The following is an 18,280-nucleotide window of genomic DNA, read 5'->3' as shown; positions in this document are numbered from 1 at the left end:
TATTTTTAGGTCAGGGAGTCATGACATGTCTAATCGGTTCTTCCGTCGTACCGCACTGCACGCCGCGCTGTTGGCGTTGCCCGCTTTCGCTATCAGCGCCGGCGCGCAGGCTGCTGATGCTAAAGTTCCGCAAATAAAAATTACTGTTAATGATAAACAGTGTGAGCCAATGGCGCTGACCATTCCGGCGGGAAAAACTCAGTTTGTGGTACACAATGCCAGCCAAAAAGGGCTGGAGTGGGAAATTCTGAAAGGCGTGATGGTTGTTGAAGAACGTGAAAACATCGCACCGGGCTTTACGCAAAAAATGACGGCTAATCTGGAACCGGGTGAATACGACATGACCTGCGGGCTGCTGAGTAATCCGAAAGGCAAACTGACCGTCACCGCCACCGAAGGTGCAGTAGCGACTAAACCTGACGCTATGGCGTTAGTCGGGCCGATTGCGGAATACAAAGTGTATGTCACACAAGAAGTTAATCAGTTGGTGATTCAAACTAAAGCCTTTACCGATGCAGTGAAAAAAGGTGATTTAGCGCTGGCACGCCAGCTGTATGCCCCAACTCGTCAGCACTACGAGCGGATTGAACCTATTGCCGAGTTGTTCTCCGATCTGGACGGCAGCATTGACGCTCGCGAAGATGATTTCGAGCAGAAAGCCGCCGATCCTAACTTCACCGGTTTCCATCGTCTGGAAAAAATCCTGTTCGGGGATAACACCACCAAAGGGGCGGATAAATTTGCCGAGCGTTTGTATCAGGACACATTAGAGCTGCAAAAACGTATTAAAGATCTGACATTTGCGCCGGGTAAAGTGGCGGGCGGCGCGGCAGGGCTGATTGAAGAAATCGCGGCCAGCAAAATTAGCGGTGAAGAAGATCGCTATAGCCGCACCGATTTGTGGGATTTCCAGGCAAACGTAGACGGTGCTCAGAAGATAGTGAATTTACTGCGTCCATTGCTGGAGAAAGCCGATAAACCACTATTGCAAAAAATTGATGCCAATTTCAAAACCGTTGATACATTGCTGGCTAAATATCGAACCAAAGACGGCTTCGAATCCTATGAAAAACTGACTGACGCTGACCGTAATGCTATGAAAGGCCCTATTACCGCATTGGCGGAAGATTTGGCACAGCTGCGCGGCGTGTTGGGTCTGGATTGAGGTTGTTAACATGGTAATGAAAATCGACCCATTAAATGGGCCGTCTCAGCCATCAGATGGGGCGGAATCGCCTTCGCGCAGACGCTTGTTATTGGGCATGGGCGTGATGAGCGGCGCATTGGCACTGGGGACGAATAAAGCGGCTCAGGCGGCAACGGCAGGTTCTGACATGACCGCTGAAAAGAAAGATGAGCGTTGGCAAAAACAGCCGTTTTACGGCACGCATCAGGCAGGGATTTTAACGCCGCAGCAAGCAGCCATGATGCTGGTGGCCTTTGACGTTTTAGCCACGACACCTGCGGATCTGACGCGTTTATTTAAACTGTTGACCCAAAGAATTGCTTTTCTCACCGGCGGCGGGCGTGCGCCGGAAGTTGATCCTAAGCTGCCGCCGCTGGACTCGGGAATTATCGGGCCAGAAATTTATCCCGACAATTTGACTATCACCGTGTCGGTCGGTAACTCATTGTTCGATGAACGTTTTGGTCTGCAGGCGAAGAAACCGCTGCATTTGCAGAAAATGACCCGTTTTCCTAACGATTCACTAGATGCAAGCCTGTGTCACGGTGATATTCTGCTGCAAATCTGCGCTAATACCAACGAAACGGTGATTCACGCGCTGCGGGATATTATCAAGCATACGCCGGATTTACTTAGCGTGCGTTGGAAACGAGAAGGCTTTATTTCTGCCCATTCTGCGCGCAGTAAAGGAAAGGAAACGCCGATCAATCTGCTGGGCTTCAAAGACGGTACGGCAAATCCCAAAACCAGTGATGTACCTTTGATCAGCCGGGTGGTTTGGGTGCCGGACAATGTGGGAGAGCCAGCCTGGGCGGTGGGCGGCAGCTATCAGGCAGCGCGTATTATCCGCTTTAAGGTGGAGTTTTGGGATCGAACGCCTTTGCAGGAGCAACAAACGATTTTTGGCCGGGATAAACACAGCGGGGCACCTTTGGGTATGGTTCATGAACATGATGAGCCGGATTACGCCAAAGATCCAGACGGTAAAGTTATTCCAATGGATGCTCATATTCGCCTGGCGAATCCACGTACCGTCGAAACTCAGGAAAACCTGATGCTACGCCGTGGTTACAGCTATTCATTGGGTGTATCAAACTCCGGCCAGTTGGATATGGGACTGCTGTTTGTCTGCTATCAGTCCAATCTGGAAAAAGCCTTTCTGGCGGTGCAAAAACGGCTAAACGGTGAAGCGCTGGAAGAGTATGTCAAACCTATTGGCGGGGGGTATTTTTTTAGCCTGCCGGGCGTACCTGATGCGAATCATTATCTGGCTCAGGGTTTGCTGGAATCGTAATTATTGTCGGTCATTGAGTGTCTGTATGGCTGCGGTATCTGATGATATCGCAGCTATTTTTTTACTGATTGTAATGAATGTTTTGTAATAACAATCAAACTTAAATTTTTATCAACGGCTAGATTAATCGGCATAGATTAAATTATTTTTTAATGATTGTGAGTGATAAAAAATAACAACCCTTCCACCTGTAAGTCTCCCATCAAAACGAACATTTGCTTTCTGCTCCTCAATTAACGGGTTGATTTTTTTGTTTTTTTTATATTTATTTTAAAATAATTCTGTCTGTGTCATTGGTATGGATTATTTATCAATAGTATATGTTTTTTATCTTAAATGAACCAGGTATCTTCATATGGTTTTTACGTTATGTAAATATGTAACGTTGTCAAAACACAACCTTACATAATAGGTCGTTGTTAATATTTCTAATTACTTTAATTTAGAATGGCAGCTGCGAGATTAAGCATTTAGATATCATCACACTAAACTTATCAATTATATTAATGGAGGTATTTATGAAACAAATGACTAGAGAAGAATCTCACTTAGTTTCTGGCGCAAACGGTATTACGATCAATAATTCTACGGTTACAATCGCATTTAATCCGTACAACAATGGTATGCCACCTTCAGTGTCAACGCCTGTCACTCCGATTGATAATCCAGGGGTTATGCCTACACTGGATCCTATTCCTGTTGCTACTGAACCTTTCCAGCAGGGAACTCTCATACCAACGCCGATGAGCCTTCAGTTTTATCAAAGATATTAATGAGTCAAACTTGATGATATTGTGGTTTTAATTATCAATTGGTATTGCATCTAAGCTAATATTCATTGATCACCCTTTTATCATTAACAATAGAGTTAGCTACGGTGCATTTATGGCCGTGGCTATTTATATAGCTGATGGTTATTTTTTAATGGACGCTGCGATGGTGATTTTTATACGGTTAGAGGCCTAGGGGAATAACAAGTAAGAAAATCAATGACGAGTGATATGTCATTTGGGTATGACTACGCTGATCTCGAGGTGGATTTTTTTATTACAAACGTAGTAAATGATATGGAAACATTATCAACTCTTTAGAGCATAACGTTATGACCAGAGAAAGTATATTTCGGAAAGAAGTATTGGATAATGGGAAAACAAAATGGAACGGTAAGGCGCTGTTAATAAAAGGCGTTTCACCCTGGATTGTTTTAACCGTATCTGTTGCTATTATTCTTATGCTTGTTACGTTACTTACTTTTGGTGAATATACGAGAAGGATTAATATTGCCGGAGAGATTATTACCGAATCTCACGCTATAAATCTGTTTTCCCCTCAACAGGGATTTATTACGCAATCCCTGGTTAGCGTTGGGCAGAACGTAAAAAAAGGGCAGCAGATTTATCAAATTGATATTAGCAGGGTAACAGATTCCGGTAATGTGAGCGGTAAAAATATGGCATCCATAGAAAAACAAATTATTGAACTGGATAATCTTATTCGACGAGTAAAAGAAAATAAATTCTCAATTGAGATGAATCTGGAAAAACAGATAGAGCAAAATTCACATGCTTATCAGGAGTCACTTAAGCTCATTGAAGCCTCTAAGAAAGGCGTGGCTGAGATGCAGCGTACTTTAGATAACTATCAGGAATATCAAAAAAAAGGGCTCATCAGCAAAGATCAGTTGGCTAATCAGCGAGCAATATTTTATCAGCAGCAAAATGCCTATCAAAGTCTATATCGTCAAAGTATGCAGGAAAATACCCAGCTAACGACCCTCCTAACTGAAAAGAATATTCGCTTGGCTGATTTTGATAATCAGATTTCTCAGTATCAGTATCAGCGTATCGAACTTCAGCGGCAGCTCACTTTGGCTGAATCGAGCGGTATGTTGGTTATCAATGCGCCCATAGACGGAAAAATAGAATCATTGAGCGTAACGCCGGGGCAAATGGTTAATCTCGGCGACAGTTTGGCTCAGTTAACCCCAAAGGAAAAGAAGCAATATCGCCTGGTATTATGGATACCTACCAGTAGCGCCCCCTATGTTAAGCCCGGAGACGGAATCAATATCCGTTATGACGCTTTTCCATTTGAAAAATTTGGCCAGTTTTCCGGACATATTATTTCTATTTCAGCCGTTCCTGCATCCTCTCAAGAAATGTCCACTTATAACAATATTCCCAAAGGAGCGAATCGTAATATAGGAACGGCCTACTACAAGACGCTAGTCGCAATGGATGACCAATCGCTTTTATATCAGGGACGACAATTGCAACTCTCCAACGGTTTAACGGCGCAGGCAACGATATTTATGGAGAAAAGACCATTGTATAAATGGATGTTTTCACCGTTCTATGACATGAAAAAAAGCGTAGGTGGGCCGATTCATGGATAAATTAACGGTGAAGGATCTTTTTAGTCGCCTGGATTTTAATTTTCGTCGGCGGGTGCCCAGAATAATACAGACAGAGGCCGCTGAATGCGGCCTTGCCTGCCTGGCCATGGTCTGTGGATTTCACGGATTTCATGTGGATTTGTTTAATTTACGTAAGCAATACGGAATATCTCTCCAAGGGGCGACCTTAGCTCACCTAGTTGATATTGCCACTGCGCTTAAGCTTAAAACACGAGCGCTATCATTAGATATAGAGGAAATTGATCAGCTTAAAACCCCTTGTGTCTTACATTGGGATCTTAATCATTTTGTCGTATTGGTTACGGTTAGGGCATCTTCGGTAGTTATTCACGATCCGGCAACAGGAAGGAAAGTGATATCAAAAAACGAGTTTTCCAAACACTTTACCGGTGTGGCGTTGGAACTGTGGCCAGCCAGCGACTTCAGCCAGAAAACACAAAAGAGTCGTTTAAAACTGGCTGATCTAATAAAGAATATTCGGGGACTAAAAGGGTTCCTGATTAAGATTTTTTGCCTGTCTCTGTTGATTGAATCTATTAATTTATTGATACCAGTTGGTACGCAGCTGGTTATCGACCATGTCATAAACGCTGAAGATTATAATTTACTGGCACTAATCTGTATGGGGTTAGTCTTTTTTACGCTGTTCCGCACCTTCACCAGCGTATTCAGATCCTGGTTTTCTATAGTGTTAGATTCGCTGGTTGATGTGCAGTGGAAGGCCGGTTTATTCGATCATTTGATGACTTTACCGCTGTCGTTCTTTAAAAAACGCAGCTTGGGTGATATTCAATCGCGTTTTGATTCATTAGCAACACTGAGAGTGACGCTAACAACCAGCATAGTCAGCGCGATTATTGACGGGATTATGGCCGTCGGATTACTCATTATGATGATTCTCTATGGCGGCTGGCTGGTCTGGGTTGCTCTAGGATTTACTTCAATCTATATTTTGCTGCGCTTGTTAACTTATTATTATTTTCGCCAGGCGTCGGAAGAACAAATTATTAAAGATGCGAAGGCCAAAACGCACTTTATGGAAACTTTCTACGGCGTCTCTACGATTAAGGCACTCGGCCTAACGGCCATTCGCGCTCAGAATTGGCTCAATCTCAGCATTGAGGCTGTAAACGCAACTATTCATATTACTAAACTTAATATGTTGTTTGGTGGGGTTAACTCACTGATTGGCATGTTAGAGCAGATTATTATTCTCTGGATCGGTGCCTCTCTGGTAATGGATGGGAATATGACGTTGGGGATGTATTTTGCCTTCAACACTTTCCGCGGACAATTTGCTGAGCGGGCATCGAATTTGATCAATCTGGCGTTTAGCTTGACTATGTTAACGTTGCACTGCGAGCGCATTTCGGATATTGCTTTGTCTGAGGGGGAGGTATTAAAACCTACTCGGACCTTTATCAAACGCGGTGAACCCGCGGAGCTGAAAATTCGTAATTTGTCCTTCCAATACGATCCATTTTCCAAACCGTTATTCTCAGAACTGACGCTGACAATTGCCGCTGGCGAAAGCGTGGCCTTGGTTGGACCATCAGGGATTGGAAAAACAACGCTGATGAATATTATTTCCGGTCTGTTGATTCCCACTAAAGGGGAGGTATTGATTAATGGGGTGGAGATAAACGCGTTAGGGCTGAATAATTATCGGGATTGTATAGCCTGCGTCTTACAGGAGGACAAATTATTTTCCGGTTCTATCGCTGAGAATATTGCCAGTTTTGATAAAAATATCGATATGGAATGGGTGATTGCCTGTGCCCGATATGCCAATATTAATGACGATATCGACAGCATGCCTATGGGCTACGAAAGTATTATCAGCGAATTGGGAGGGAGTTTGTCAGGAGGGCAAAAACAGCGCTTGCTGATTGCCAGAGCTTTGTACCGCCGCCCGAGCATTCTATTTTTGGACGAAGCCACCAGCCATCTCGATCTCATTAACGAAGCAGCGATTAACTTGAGTATTGCTTCACTGAATATTACGCGAATTATGATTGCCCATAGACCTTCGACGATTGCGTCGGCACAGCGAGTCATTCAACTGGATCAACTATCTTCTGCCGCTTTATAGCGCCAGATAGCGACGATTGACAGAAAAGGAGGGCGCCGCAAAAAACGTGCGATGCCCATTTGATATTAACTATTTAATTTAGCGGTGATTTTTGCGACATGCTCACCCTGGAAGCGGGCAATGGCTAACTCTTCATTGCTTGGCTGACGTGAACCGTCTCCGCCAGCGATCGTGGTTGCGCCATATGGCGTACCACCGCGAGTGTGCGAGACATCAAACAGTTCCGGTGCACCGTAGCCGATTGGTACAATAATAAAACCGTGGTGTGCCAAGGTCGTCCAGGTAGATGAGATGGTGTGTTCTTGTCCTCCGCCGGTACCGGTTGAGGCAAAAACGCTGGCAACTTTGCCATATAACGCGCCGGATGCCCATAAACCACCAGTTTGGTCAAGGAAAGTGCGCATTTGTCCCGCCATGTTACCGAAACGGGTAGGCGTACCGAAGATGATTCCATCGTAGTCCGCTAATTCCTGCGGCGTGGCGACTGGCGCCGACTGATTGATTTTCCCACCCGCCTTGGCGAAGGCTTCGGCAGGCATGGTTTCCGGTACGCGTTTTACCATCACCTCTACGCCATCAACTCTGCGAACCCCTTCTGCGATGGCCTCTGCCAGCGTTTCGATATGTCCGTACATAGAGTAATAAAGCACTAAAATTTTCGCCATCTCGCCGTTCTCCAATTTTCTATAGGATGATGTTGATGAAGGGATAATAGTGAGCACATAAGACTCTTATTAAACATACTCCAATAAGGCACAGGCGCAACTGCATAGACCGGCGTATTTTTAGCTTTAAATGTGATGATGCTTAAAGTGTGGGATGATTTAAGGTTTACGCAATTTATTTTGTAGTCGCTTCTGCTGCCAGCGGTCCATCCAATTACCCAGAACAAAAATATTGATTGCCTGAATGGACAAAGAGATACCGAATCCTAATACTACCCACCCGATCCAGTAATACTGAGGAGAGGTGAACCAGTTAATCACAAACAGGAACAGGCAAAGTATTAGCGAGCGAAACAATCTGCGGAAGAAGTTCATCTCTTTTTCAACGGCCAGACGCGCATTTTCAACACGCTGATCGATAGGGTCAGTCGCTTCCTTATTTTCTCCTGCGGTTTCGCCTTGTTCATTAACTAAATACAGCTCATTCACCTTCAATTCCATAACAGCGGCAATAGCGCTTAAAGTTTCAAGGCTAGCTTGTTCGCCATTTTCAATACGTTGTATGGTACGAACGCTTAGGGAGGCCATTTCTGCCAACTGTTCTTGTGACCAACCTCGTGCCAGTCTGAGCTCTCGAACCCGATAAATGGCCATATCTTTCTTCCTGATAATAAGGTGTGTTCTCCCAGCATAGAACGATGCGGAAGATGTCACCACGACAAGCACCTGACACTAGGATGACAGCCATAGGACACCAACCTGACAGCGTAATTATCCGTTGAATACTCACATAACGACACTTGTTTTTACTTATGACGGTGACCCAGATCCCACCTTGTTATTGCTCTCCGTACCGCATTTATATATCGGCTATGCTTGGCGCTAAGGTTTAATTAAATAGGATATTTATGGACTCAATATTGTGCCGCGACGCAGATGGGTGCCTCACGATAGTGCAAGTTGTGGTAAATGGATGGCTGATTAAACGTTTCTTTATCGATGGAGAAGTCTGGGGACCTATTGAGGTTAATAGCGCGGATGAAATGGTGATTCTAGGTGTGAAATTTTCAGAACGAGGCTGGTTAAGTATTAAGGGAACAATTCATTCAGACCCTCAGGTATTACGTCGACAATTATCCTGTGGGTGATCGTATTAGTTTAGACAGCTTGTTACTGTAGTTTCAATATGTGTTAGAAGAAAGAAAGCATCGATAGCAGGGAGGGGCAGGGAGAATAAAGGTGAGTAGATTACTATTAAGCTTATCTATATAAATAACATAATAATCCCAGATGAAGAGAGAAAAGAAAGCGTGGTTTTGGCTGACCCAATACCACGCTTTTTTATCACCTTTAAATGGTCTGGCTTATCAGCCAATCATTCCAACGGGCTATTTATTATCATACAAACGGGTTCTGCGTTTTTTCAGGAGAGTGTAGGACACTGCCAGAATAACAAACCACAACGGCGTGACAATTAGCGCCTGGCGGGTATCTTCCTGCAAAGTCAGTAACACTAATACAAAGGCAAAGAACGCCATACAAACCCAAGACATAAGAATACCTGCAGGCATTTTATAAATGGATTTTTTGTGCAGGGCAGGGCGACGTTTGCGATATACCAGATAAGAACACAAAATGATGGTCCAAACGAACATAAACAGAATCGCAGATACGGTGGTGACCAACGTAAATACTGTCATAACGTTAGGAATCAGATAAATAAGAACGACTCCGCCTAATAGGCAAATACATGAAAAGGTTAAGCCGGAAGCCGGAACCGAGCGGCGAGATAACACCCCAAATTGTTTAGGTGCATCGCCTTCTTTAGCCAAACCAAACAGCATACGGCTGGTGGAGAATACGCCACTGTTGGCGGAAGAGGCCGCAGAGGTTAGTACGACAAAGTTAATCACGCTAGCTGCTGCAGGCAGGCCGACTAAGACAAACAGCTCCACGAATGGACTTTTATCAGCCACCACGGAACTCCACGGGGTAACCGACATAATCATGATCAAAGAAAATACATAGAACATGATAATCCGAATAGGGATAGAGTTAATTGCGCGAGGTAAGACGACTTCCGGATCTTTGGTTTCTGCGGCAGTGGTGCCAACTAGCTCAATTCCCACGAAAGCAAATACGGCAATCTGGAACCCAGCAAAGAAACCGCTAATTCCTTTCGGGAACATGCCGCCATCATTCCACAGGTGGTTGAACGAGGCCACGGTGCCTGACGGAGACTGGTAGCTCATTAATACCATGGTTAAACCGGCAAAAATCAAAGCGACGATAGCCACAATCTTAATCATGGCAAACCAGAACTCCATTTCCCCGAACATTTTTACCGTGGCGAGATTCAGAGATAGCAGTAATAGAACGACTAGCAAAGAAGCGATCCACTGTGAGAAGCCTGGGAACCAAAATTGCGCATAGGCGGTAATTGCCACCACATCGGCTATACCGGTTATTACCCAACAAAACCAATAGGTCCAACCGGTAAAGAAACCAGCCCACGGACCCAGAAGGTCGGCGGCAAAATCGCTGAAAGATTTATATTTCAGATTGGATAACAGCAATTCTCCCATGGCTCGCATGACGAAAAACAGCATGAAGCCGATGATCATGTAGACGAAAATGATTGATGGGCCAGCCAGACTGATGGTTTTCCCCGATCCCATAAACAGCCCGGTGCCAATAGCACCACCGATGGCAATTAACTGAATATGGCGGTTGGAAAGGTTTCTCTGGAGGTGTTCTTCTGGCTCTTGTTCCGATTTTATTGCTATCTTGGATTGGTCTACCATCTTTCCCATTCCCTCTTCCTGTGTTGTGATGTTTTTTTGAGCTCTAAATTGGCTCTTTGGATTATTTACTCTGTCTGTCGAACTCTGTCATTTGGGGCATGCATTAATGAAGATAGATTACATTTAATATACTAGTAACATTTTTCATACAATATTCTCCATATTGCATGATGGCTACTGTTTAAATTTCACTCAGTGATATTTGTTAACTGCATCACAATAATTAGAATTACACCATGTTCCCTGACAACTAACAATAATCGCCTGCGTTACTCGCTTAATTAATGAGTTGTCGCCATATAGAGCATATGATAGGCAAAAAAATGGGATGAAGTGTTTGACACCCACAGCCAACAGGAGAATAATTCTCGCGTTGGGTCGTTAGCTCAGTTGGTAGAGCAGTTGACTCTTAATCAATTGGTCGCAGGTTCGAACCCTGCACGACCCACCAACGAAATCAATCAATTAGAATTAGTCTTTAATTTAAAATCTATTCCACGGGACATATTTTGGACCCAGTGATTAAATATTGAGTCTATTTTTCTGGCATGTTTATTTAAATGATTTGGTGAAAGATTTACGTATTTCTTAACCATTTAAAATGATTCCCATCCGCCCATTTCTTTTAATGCAGAAATAGGAACTCCAGATTAGACTAGCCAGCTTGCTCACGTATGCCTTAAATCACGAAATCTAAAATTATTTATTCCCGCTCTCTCATGCCGAATACCAAGCTCTGTTACGATCAATTCTTAATTCTTAATTCTTAATTCTCAATTCTCAATTTCCTTATTTCTGGTGTTAGTGACCCCTCGGATCTATTTGAAGCATGAATGCGAACAAAGATATATTTATCAAGCTTCCCTATTTGTTCCCTACGAAATTTTGCGACAGTGTCATTTAGGGCTTAGCCAATAGTCTTTCTGATTTGCTATCTTCCAGGTTCATCCAGGCAACCTTCCTTTGCATATCTATCTGTTGCCAGTCCCGGTTGATTATATTGGAGCGGCCTAGGTCGGTAGAAAGAGCTAAGCGAACTTCAGACTTCAGTGGCTCTGGGCATTTATTTATTCATCTGATTGCCTCATAGGGTTCAAGCCAACGGATGCGTTTGTTCTTTGGTCGAGGGACTTTGTTTGAACAGTCCTACCTTAGCTAGCCATCTCCACTCTCTCGGCGGTTCTCATTATCGACTCCATTTATGAAAGATGAGCAGCCTCCGCCGCTAAGGTTTTTATCTGTGTCGACAGATCGCTTCTCTGATTTCTCGTCAATCCAGAGTAAACAGGCCTCTTCGAACATGATTTCAGGCATTTCGCTTCGATTTCTTTGGCGTGGATTATGGCTCTTACATCATGGGTTACTTCAACACCACGTCATGGAGTTCAGACTTCGCTACTTGCTCCGGTGAATGGAAGGTTGCGGATTCGGTCACTTTCGTTGATGACTCGGCAATTACAGTCACCAGTGTAACTATGATCCCGGCAACGAGTAGCGGTGTAGCGGGTTCGACTGTTCAATTAACACCGAACGTCTCCCCAACTGCTGCGACAAATAAAACTGGCGTATGGACAAGCTGCTATGCGACCAAAGCAGCGGTTAGCTCAAGTGGCCTAGTCACTCGCGTTGCCGTTGGCACAGCGATAATCACATTCACCACGAATGATGGCGCTAAAACTGCCTCAAGCAATATCACTATCACTGCGTAAATATCACAAAGAGCATCTATTGGTACTCTTTGTGATATTTATTTCAAAGCTGAACGATTTAAACGAACAACATCGCGATATTGATCTACATTACCAATTATACCCTTATCTTTATTACTACTATCGTTAATTGTGGAAATAAGAAGGGCAATAGATCCATAAAAAATAAAATGAAGATTGGGCTTCTGGTATTGTGTATTTCATCTCTGTTTCAAATTACAGCAAATGCGAATGATTCAATATCAAGTCGCAAATTTTCCGCAGTTAATCGAGCGAAATATTGAAATATTTCCTTCCTGTGCTTGGGCGCACGATAAAGAAGGATATGTGATGATTGCTTATGACATTAACGTAGCCGGAAGGGTTGAGAATGCAAAGATTGTTGAGGTTGAACCTAAGAATCTCTTCGAGAAATCAGCCTTGGACTCTATCTACAAATGGAAGTATGAGCCTAATAAGCCAACCAGTGGAATGGGCGTCACCATAAACTATAAGAGGCCAAAGTGAGGCTGTAAGTATGGGGACCGATCCGCCAAGAGCAGGTTTGCGCATTCTAGCGCTCACGGTCAATGAAAAAGACGTGACCGCACTATGAGTTAGCGGCCACATTTGAGCAAGTGCCTATGTGGAATAGTGGTCAGAGCTTCACTATTTTACTGACGTTAATCTCACGCCCTCTTGCCGTTGATTTATTTTTCACCTTGTCTTTGGCAATAGATAAGGCAACGCTTTCGCTTTCAGCTTCGACCGTCTCAGACGTAGTCGCGGTATTTTTACCACCACCTTGGGAGTACTGAATTAAGTCGAAATGCACTCTATACCTTGCCATGTGGGTTCCTTTTTAATTTAAGTCCTAATTTTCAAGCTAATAGACTTCATTTATTCATGTTTTAAAACATATCTAGTCGTTAACCAGAATACAGGGTTATTACTGATTTAATAACCTGATATTTCAACAGTAGTTGCTTTTAGGGTGACATATAAATGGTTAATTTATATGCAATATGCCTGCAGAATTTATTATCGAGAGTATTGACGCTGGTGTTGGCGTGATGATTGACCTGTTCGAGGTCGATTTACAGTTATTTGGCGGCGATGTGATTCGCTCTCACTCGGGAACTCATTGCTACTATGCGATGCTATCTGGAAAGGTCTTCAATATTCAGCCTATCCAATCGTAGTTGAAGGGGGGCGAAGTTAAGTCAAAAGGGACATACTCGTAGCTTTCCCAATTAACAGAAGATTGGTCAGACGATGCTTTTCGCTCTGAAATGAAGATTTTTCACTTATACCTTGGTTAAACTGCTGATTCAACGAGAAAGCAAAGATCACATGGTTAATGTAAACAGAAGTTATACTTCATAATTGTAAATGGTTATTATTGTTATTTGTGTTTTAAACGGTTATACGCGTCCAATATAAGAAGGCTAAATGCAACTTATTTTGTTTAAATTACGGTTTAATAAGTTTGAGCCATGGAGGGAGAGAATGACTCAAACGGATAAAAAAATATGCACTCAAATGGCTTTAATGGATAATGGCATAAATTTATTTTCAGGTCGGAATCCAACCGGTTAAGGCTAAGTGCTTTGATATATAAGATAAAAAACAGATGATAAACACAATAAAAAGGCGAGGGATAGAGTGATGCAGATGAAAGTCACGGAAAACGACTGACGGTACAGTTTACGGATTAATAAAGACGTCATAGTTGGAATCTCAACGTTACTGCAGCGTGAATTTAATCCATAGGGTATTGTTTCTTTATGTGATTAATCCATATCTACATTATTAATGATTATAGGATGGTTACCTTTTTGGCATTCATGTTTTCCTGCCTATTTGAATTAATTTCGTCCTTTCTGTGAACTTAATCACACTTATTTATTTGTTACAAAAATAACAAACTAGGTAATACCTTCACTCTTTATCAAACTAAGCCATACTGAAAAACAACTTGATTTTACTGCGGAGCTATTCTCTTTATGAAGAACCCGACGCTTATTCAATTTTTCCATTGGTATTCCCCAGGAGGAGGTCAACTTTGGCAAGAGGTTAGTGATAAAGCCTCGCAACTGAGAGAGATAGGAATAACAATAGTCTGGCTTCCGCCTGCGTATAAAGGTGCGTCTGGTGGTTATTCAGTGGGCTATGACACATATGATTTATTTGATTTAGGCGAGTTTGAGCAAAAAGGGAATCGTGCGACAAAATATGGTGATAGAGAGGCATTACAGGCTGCAGTTGAGCGTTTGCAAGAATGCGAGATTCAGGTTCTGTATGATGTGGTATTCAATCACAAAATGGGGGCGGACGAGAAAGAACCGGTAAGAGTATCGAATGTTGAAGAGAATAACCGTAATCAAATTGCTGACGAAATAATAGACGCTCAAGCTTATACACGCTTTACGTTTCCCGCCCGCTCAGGCCAGTATTCTCAATTTATTTGGGATCAGACTTGTTTTAGCGGGATAGATTCTATTGAAGACCCATCGGCTAATGGCATATTCAAGATTATTAATGATTATGGTAATGATGGTTGGAACGATCAGGTCGATGACGAGTTAGGTAATTTCGATTACCTGATGGGGGCTAATATAGAGTTTCGTAACCCTGCCGTGGTGGAGGAATTAAAGTACTGGGGACGTTGGCTATTGGACTCATTACCCTGTAATGGTTTCCGTCTGGATGCGGTTAAACATATTCCTGCATGGTTCTATAAAGAGTGGATAGATCATGTTCGGGATCATGCTCAGCATGACCTTTTGGTTATTGCAGAATACTGGTCGCCTGATATTGGTAAACTTCAGAAATATCTCGAGCAGGTGGAAGGTAAACTTATGTTGTTTGATGTGGCGTTACAACATAAGTTTCATCAAGCTTCAAAGTCTGGTGATAGTTTCGATCTCGCTCAAATATTTGCCAATACATTGGTGGATACCAATCCTATGAATGCGGTTACGCTGGTGGCTAATCACGACACCCAACCGCTTCAGTCCCTCGAGTCCCCGGTCGAACCCTGGTTTAAACCTCTGGCATATGCATTAATTTTATTAAGGGAGCAGGGGGTTCCTTGTATTTTTCACCCTGATCTTTATGGTGCTAGTTATCAGGATGAAGGCGACGACGGGGAGGTGTATCAAATAGATATGCCGATAATTCCAGAATTGGAGCCGCTTATTCAGGCGAGGCAGAAATTTGCTCACGGCGCGCAGACGGAATATTTTGATGATAATAACTGTATTGCATTTGTGCGTTCAGGCAATGAAAACCAACCCGGCTGTATTGTTATCATGACTAACGGTGCTGAAGCTGAGAAAAATATTTTTTTAGGTGAAGATTTCAAACATCTTCGATTCGGCGATTTTTTAGGTAATCGAAAAGATATCGTTATTATTGATGAGCAGGGGCATGGGGTGTTTAGGGTTAATGGTGGCAGTGTAAGTCTGTGGGTACAGGAAGAGTTCCTGTGAGCTCAGAGGCGTTACATATGCAGTTAAGTTTGTTAGTAGCTGACTAATAATTAAGTAAATGTAATGTTTATGTTTTCCTATTTGTTTTTATTTTGCCCTTTTGTACTGAAAAATTACTATTTTTAGTGCTTCATACTTTATACCTATTTGTGATTAGCTTCAGAAACTGAAAGGTTATAAGGTAATGGTATCGCTTATTTGTGTGATAAATCGACGAGTTAACAAAGGGAGTAACAAATGCGATTTGAAAACAAAGTGGTCGTTATTACCGGTGGTGGTAATGGGATGGGGGAAGCTGCCGCCCGTCGTTTCTCTTCTGAAGGTGCAATTGTGGTACTAGCTGACTGGAATCAGGACGCCGCTGAATCAGTTGCGCGCTCTTTGCCAGAAGGTAAAGCATTAGCATATCCAATCGATGTCTCTGACCATGTAGCCGTTAAAAAGATGATGGACAGTATTGCTGAAAAATTCGGTAGAATTGATGTGTTACTGAATAATGCGGGTGTTCATGTTGCGGGTAGCGTTCTGGAAACAACGGTTGAAGATTGGCGCCGTATTGCCGGAGTGGATATTGACGGGGTCGTGTTCTGCTCTAAATTTGCACTTCCTTATTTATTGAAAACCAAAGGAAGTATTGTTAATACGGCATCTGTCTCAGGTCTAGGTGGTGACTGGGGTGCGGCGTATTACTGTGCTGCCAAAGGTGCTGTCGTCAACCTGACTCGTGCAATGGCATTAGATCACGGTGGTGATGGCGTCCGTATTAACTCGGTATGCCCGAGTTTAGTAAAAACAAATATGACCAACGGTTGGCCACAAGAAATCCGTGATAAGTTCAACGAACGTATCGCATTAGGCCGCGCAGCTGAGCCAGAAGAAGTGGCCGCGGTGATGGCGTTCCTTGCCAGCGATGATGCTAGCTTCATCAACGGAGCAAACATTCCGGTTGATGGTGGTGCGACTGCATCAGACGGTCAGCCCAAAATTGTCTGATTAAACGTTCAAGCGTTTTACTCTGTTTACCTAGTCTGAGCTGAGTCCGAAAGTATGGCGATTCAGCTCTGATGGCATTCCTTTCATCAATAAAATTATCTCTCCATCTACCTATCTGCCTAAGCCTTTCGTTGCTGTCTTCCCTGTTTTTAACTTATTTTTGAGGTGTTTCCTGCGTGATTCTGATTTTTACTGCTAATCTTTTTTAATCATTAAGCTAAAAAACATCGTTAAAATCGAAAAATTGCAATAACAAGAATCAACTAATTCCTCAAAATAGGGGAGGTTACATGACTCTTGGTATTAAATTTTGCATTTTATTTATTTGTGTAGGTTTAATTACTATCAAATAGCGCCTTTATTAGCTTCATATTCTTATATCTTTTTTGAATAATTTATGACATTTAACTCTTGGTCATCCCTACGTAAGTTAACAGCTACATTATGAGCCAAGGTGTACAACGATGATTTTTGTCATTTTATGGTTTGTTATTGCCGGATTAAGTGAGTTTTTAGTTTGGGGCCGCCCTTTACTTATGGCGCTGTTATCACTGATATTCTTAGCTGTAGGGGGACTATGGATTTATAAGGTGAGAAAGATACAGGTTAATACTTTGTTACCGTCAGAAGGAAAAACAAAGCGTATCAGTAACCTAAACCTGATCTTTTCCGTAGGTATTCTGGCTATTCATGCGATTACGCTTTTATTGTTTGGCTAATTCAATCAATGTTTTGTTTAATTTCTGTTCGATCATATCTTTAAGCTATTTGTTGATATCGGTTGTCATGAATATGACTAATTATGCCAATAGTTCCAGCCGAGTATCCGCATCCATGCAGCTAAACTCCAACAGATTACAGCTGAGTTCAGTGCTAGGGAAAGGCCTGAGTGGTCGAGAAAGAAGTTAAAGGGAAATCAGGTAGATAAGATACGGAATTACCGCCCACCTTCCGTAGGTGATAGTGAGACGTAAAGCTTCGATTGAACGTTTGCTACCCACAATATTATATTGTGCGATCGGAGCAAAGGTTGGAAACAGCGGAATTAACCCGGCAATTTAGTAGTTTCACGTTTTGAATAACAGAGCAATAAGAATCACGACTACTGCGCCTAACAATGCTTTGATTAACAGACTCATACCAATAGATGGGATCAGCATGGTAACAGTTTACTTGTTGATAATTAATAAATTGTAACTAACAGACCCAATAGGTATTTGGGTCTGTATCAGACGCGCGTAATGTTATTGGCGGAAGGCGTGTTTGATTTGTGCAATGGTATTTTCGAACACTTCTGCCTGGGTTTTGTCTTCTATCAGAGGTAAGGATCTTTCCATCTTCAGAATAACTTTACCTGCGTCTGCCTGGCCAATTGCCTTGAGCATCAATGTCAGCGTGGTTTTCAGGCATGTAACTTCGTGAGCTAAAGTCTCAAGATCGGCGGCAGTAGTGAAGTCTGTGTTACTCATAGTGTCTCCTAATGGACATTGTTGCCGCGTGGCTTATCCTCATATTGGCGTGCCATTGAGGTTAAAAGCAGCATTTTTTACAGTTACCTCATTATATCACAGCGTAATGAATAACTCTGCGCACGGTAATTATTTGTTAGGATACACACAGATACTGAATACTCTCTACGGAATTCGGA

The 18,280-nt window shown here is 42.8% G+C and carries 15 protein-coding genes, 1 tRNA gene and 2 pseudogenes; 12 read left to right on the top strand and 6 right to left on the bottom strand.

Annotated elements, in window-relative coordinates; translation table 11 throughout:
• Nucleotides 1–25: 25 nt before the first annotated feature.
• The 5 genes from efeO (at nucleotide 26) to ACQ4OC_RS14860 (ending at nucleotide 6,988) form a co-directional block, all read left to right on the top strand.
• Nucleotides 26–1,165, top strand: a complete 1,140-nt coding sequence (gene efeO / locus ACQ4OC_RS14880; RefSeq protein ID WP_064517695.1) for an iron uptake system protein EfeO — start codon at nucleotides 26–28, stop codon at nucleotides 1,163–1,165.
• 10 nt (nucleotides 1,166–1,175) lie between these two features.
• Nucleotides 1,176–2,480 carry an iron uptake transporter deferrochelatase/peroxidase subunit gene (gene efeB, locus ACQ4OC_RS14875; protein ID WP_064517697.1) on the top strand — a complete coding sequence of 435 codons (1,305 nt, stop codon included), beginning with the start codon at nucleotides 1,176–1,178 and terminating at the stop codon, nucleotides 2,478–2,480.
• 518 nt (nucleotides 2,481–2,998) lie between these two features.
• Nucleotides 2,999–3,253: a hypothetical protein gene (locus ACQ4OC_RS14870; RefSeq protein WP_064517700.1), complete on the top strand. Its 255-nt coding sequence runs from the start codon at nucleotides 2,999–3,001 to the stop codon at nucleotides 3,251–3,253.
• 329 nt (nucleotides 3,254–3,582) lie between these two features.
• Entirely contained in the window at nucleotides 3,583–4,875 is a 1,293-nt protein-coding gene (locus tag ACQ4OC_RS14865) for an HlyD family secretion protein (protein ID WP_064517703.1), read from the top strand.
• Nucleotides 4,868–6,988, top strand: a complete 2,121-nt coding sequence (locus tag ACQ4OC_RS14860) for a peptidase domain-containing ABC transporter (protein ID WP_120807043.1) — start codon at nucleotides 4,868–4,870, stop codon at nucleotides 6,986–6,988. The genes ACQ4OC_RS14865 and ACQ4OC_RS14860 overlap by 8 nt, the downstream gene beginning before the upstream one ends.
• Before the next feature lie 65 nt (nucleotides 6,989–7,053).
• On the opposite strand, the gene wrbA is transcribed toward ACQ4OC_RS14860, so the two are convergent.
• The 3 genes from wrbA to cycA all read right to left on the bottom strand — a co-directional run bounded on the left by wrbA (nucleotide 7,054) and on the right by cycA (nucleotide 10,457).
• Nucleotides 7,054–7,653 carry an NAD(P)H:quinone oxidoreductase gene (wrbA, locus tag ACQ4OC_RS14855; protein WP_064517707.1) on the bottom strand — a complete coding sequence of 200 codons (600 nt, stop codon included), beginning with the start codon at nucleotides 7,651–7,653 and terminating at the stop codon, nucleotides 7,054–7,056.
• Nucleotides 7,654–7,812: 159 nt separating this feature from the next.
• Nucleotides 7,813–8,307 carry a helix-turn-helix domain-containing protein gene (locus tag ACQ4OC_RS14850; protein ID WP_064517709.1) on the bottom strand — a complete coding sequence of 165 codons (495 nt, stop codon included), beginning with the start codon at nucleotides 8,305–8,307 and terminating at the stop codon, nucleotides 7,813–7,815.
• A gap of 734 nt (nucleotides 8,308–9,041) precedes the next feature.
• Complete coding sequence (gene cycA, locus ACQ4OC_RS14845; protein ID WP_179207950.1) at nucleotides 9,042–10,457, bottom strand: D-serine/D-alanine/glycine transporter; 1,416 nt, start codon at nucleotides 10,455–10,457, stop codon at nucleotides 9,042–9,044.
• A 375-nt stretch (nucleotides 10,458–10,832) separates the two neighbouring features.
• Between cycA and ACQ4OC_RS14840 the strand changes: the two genes are divergently transcribed.
• The 3 genes from ACQ4OC_RS14840 to ACQ4OC_RS14830 all read left to right on the top strand — a co-directional run bounded on the left by ACQ4OC_RS14840 (nucleotide 10,833) and on the right by ACQ4OC_RS14830 (nucleotide 12,673).
• A tRNA-Lys gene (locus tag ACQ4OC_RS14840) sits at nucleotides 10,833–10,908 on the top strand.
• 904 nt (nucleotides 10,909–11,812) lie between these two features.
• On the top strand, nucleotides 11,813–12,166 hold the full coding sequence (locus ACQ4OC_RS14835; RefSeq protein ID WP_084414352.1) for an Ig-like domain-containing protein: 354 nt from the start codon (nucleotides 11,813–11,815) through the stop codon (nucleotides 12,164–12,166).
• Between the two features lie 231 nt (nucleotides 12,167–12,397).
• Nucleotides 12,398–12,673: a TonB family protein gene (locus ACQ4OC_RS14830; protein ID WP_235600986.1), complete on the top strand. Its 276-nt coding sequence runs from the start codon at nucleotides 12,398–12,400 to the stop codon at nucleotides 12,671–12,673.
• 130 nt (nucleotides 12,674–12,803) lie between these two features.
• Here the strand turns inward: ACQ4OC_RS14830 and ACQ4OC_RS14825 are convergent, their stop codons facing one another.
• Nucleotides 12,804–12,995, bottom strand: coding sequence for a hypothetical protein (locus tag ACQ4OC_RS14825; protein WP_064517715.1), 192 nt, complete (start codon nucleotides 12,993–12,995; stop codon nucleotides 12,804–12,806).
• Between the two features lie 175 nt (nucleotides 12,996–13,170).
• On the opposite strand from ACQ4OC_RS14825, the pseudogene ACQ4OC_RS14820 reads away from it, so the two are divergent.
• The 4 genes and pseudogenes from ACQ4OC_RS14820 to ACQ4OC_RS14805 all read left to right on the top strand — a co-directional run.
• Nucleotides 13,171–13,386: pseudogene (locus ACQ4OC_RS14820) on the top strand (phage minor tail protein L); the annotation flags it as partial.
• A 765-nt stretch (nucleotides 13,387–14,151) separates the two neighbouring features.
• Nucleotides 14,152–15,639: an alpha-amylase gene (amyA, locus tag ACQ4OC_RS14815; RefSeq protein WP_120807055.1), complete on the top strand. Its 1,488-nt coding sequence runs from the start codon at nucleotides 14,152–14,154 to the stop codon at nucleotides 15,637–15,639.
• 237 nt (nucleotides 15,640–15,876) lie between these two features.
• On the top strand, nucleotides 15,877–16,632 hold the full coding sequence (locus tag ACQ4OC_RS14810) for an SDR family NAD(P)-dependent oxidoreductase (protein ID WP_064517719.1): 756 nt from the start codon (nucleotides 15,877–15,879) through the stop codon (nucleotides 16,630–16,632).
• Between the two features lie 464 nt (nucleotides 16,633–17,096).
• Nucleotides 17,097–17,351 carry a hypothetical protein gene (locus tag ACQ4OC_RS14805; RefSeq protein ID WP_064517721.1) on the top strand — a complete coding sequence of 85 codons (255 nt, stop codon included), beginning with the start codon at nucleotides 17,097–17,099 and terminating at the stop codon, nucleotides 17,349–17,351.
• A gap of 77 nt (nucleotides 17,352–17,428) precedes the next feature.
• Here ACQ4OC_RS14805 and ACQ4OC_RS14800 read toward each other — a convergent pair.
• Nucleotides 17,429–17,771, bottom strand: a pseudogene (locus tag ACQ4OC_RS14800) (GlpM family protein).
• Nucleotides 17,772–17,876: 105 nt separating this feature from the next.
• Nucleotides 17,877–18,101 (bottom strand): DUF2594 family protein, encoded by a 225-nt coding sequence (locus tag ACQ4OC_RS14795; protein ID WP_049597559.1) that lies wholly within the window; start codon nucleotides 18,099–18,101, stop codon nucleotides 17,877–17,879.
• Between the last annotated feature and the right edge of the window lie 179 nt (nucleotides 18,102–18,280).

The organism is Yersinia sp. J1, from assembly GCF_050586585.1.
Classification (GTDB): domain Bacteria; phylum Pseudomonadota; class Gammaproteobacteria; order Enterobacterales; family Enterobacteriaceae; genus Yersinia; species Yersinia entomophaga.
This window is presented reverse-complemented; position numbering and strand designations above follow the sequence as displayed.

Excerpts from the sequence above, each read along its gene's own strand:
- ACQ4OC_RS14835 (WP_084414352.1), top strand. The coding sequence starts at position 11,813 with ATGGGTTACTTCAACACCACGTCATGGAGTTCAGACTTCGCTACTTGC.
- ACQ4OC_RS14870 (WP_064517700.1), top strand. The coding sequence starts at position 2,999 with ATGAAACAAATGACTAGAGAAGAATCTCACTTAGTTTCTGGCGCAAAC.
- amyA (WP_120807055.1), top strand. The coding sequence starts at position 14,152 with ATGAAGAACCCGACGCTTATTCAATTTTTCCATTGGTATTCCCCAGGA.
- efeO (WP_064517695.1), top strand. The coding sequence starts at position 26 with ATGTCTAATCGGTTCTTCCGTCGTACCGCACTGCACGCCGCGCTGTTG.
- ACQ4OC_RS14830 (WP_235600986.1), top strand. The coding sequence starts at position 12,398 with ATGATTCAATATCAAGTCGCAAATTTTCCGCAGTTAATCGAGCGAAAT.
- ACQ4OC_RS14860 (WP_120807043.1), top strand. The coding sequence starts at position 4,868 with ATGGATAAATTAACGGTGAAGGATCTTTTTAGTCGCCTGGATTTTAAT.
- ACQ4OC_RS14865 (WP_064517703.1), top strand. The coding sequence starts at position 3,583 with ATGACCAGAGAAAGTATATTTCGGAAAGAAGTATTGGATAATGGGAAA.
- ACQ4OC_RS14850 (WP_064517709.1), bottom strand. The coding sequence starts at position 8,307 with ATGGCCATTTATCGGGTTCGAGAGCTCAGACTGGCACGAGGTTGGTCA.
- ACQ4OC_RS14825 (WP_064517715.1), bottom strand. The coding sequence starts at position 12,995 with ATGGCAAGGTATAGAGTGCATTTCGACTTAATTCAGTACTCCCAAGGT.
- wrbA (WP_064517707.1), bottom strand. The coding sequence starts at position 7,653 with ATGGCGAAAATTTTAGTGCTTTATTACTCTATGTACGGACATATCGAA.
- ACQ4OC_RS14795 (WP_049597559.1), bottom strand. The coding sequence starts at position 18,101 with ATGAGTAACACAGACTTCACTACTGCCGCCGATCTTGAGACTTTAGCT.
- efeB (WP_064517697.1), top strand. The coding sequence starts at position 1,176 with ATGGTAATGAAAATCGACCCATTAAATGGGCCGTCTCAGCCATCAGAT.
- ACQ4OC_RS14810 (WP_064517719.1), top strand. The coding sequence starts at position 15,877 with ATGCGATTTGAAAACAAAGTGGTCGTTATTACCGGTGGTGGTAATGGG.
- ACQ4OC_RS14805 (WP_064517721.1), top strand. The coding sequence starts at position 17,097 with ATGATTTTTGTCATTTTATGGTTTGTTATTGCCGGATTAAGTGAGTTT.
- cycA (WP_179207950.1), bottom strand. The coding sequence starts at position 10,457 with ATGGTAGACCAATCCAAGATAGCAATAAAATCGGAACAAGAGCCAGAA.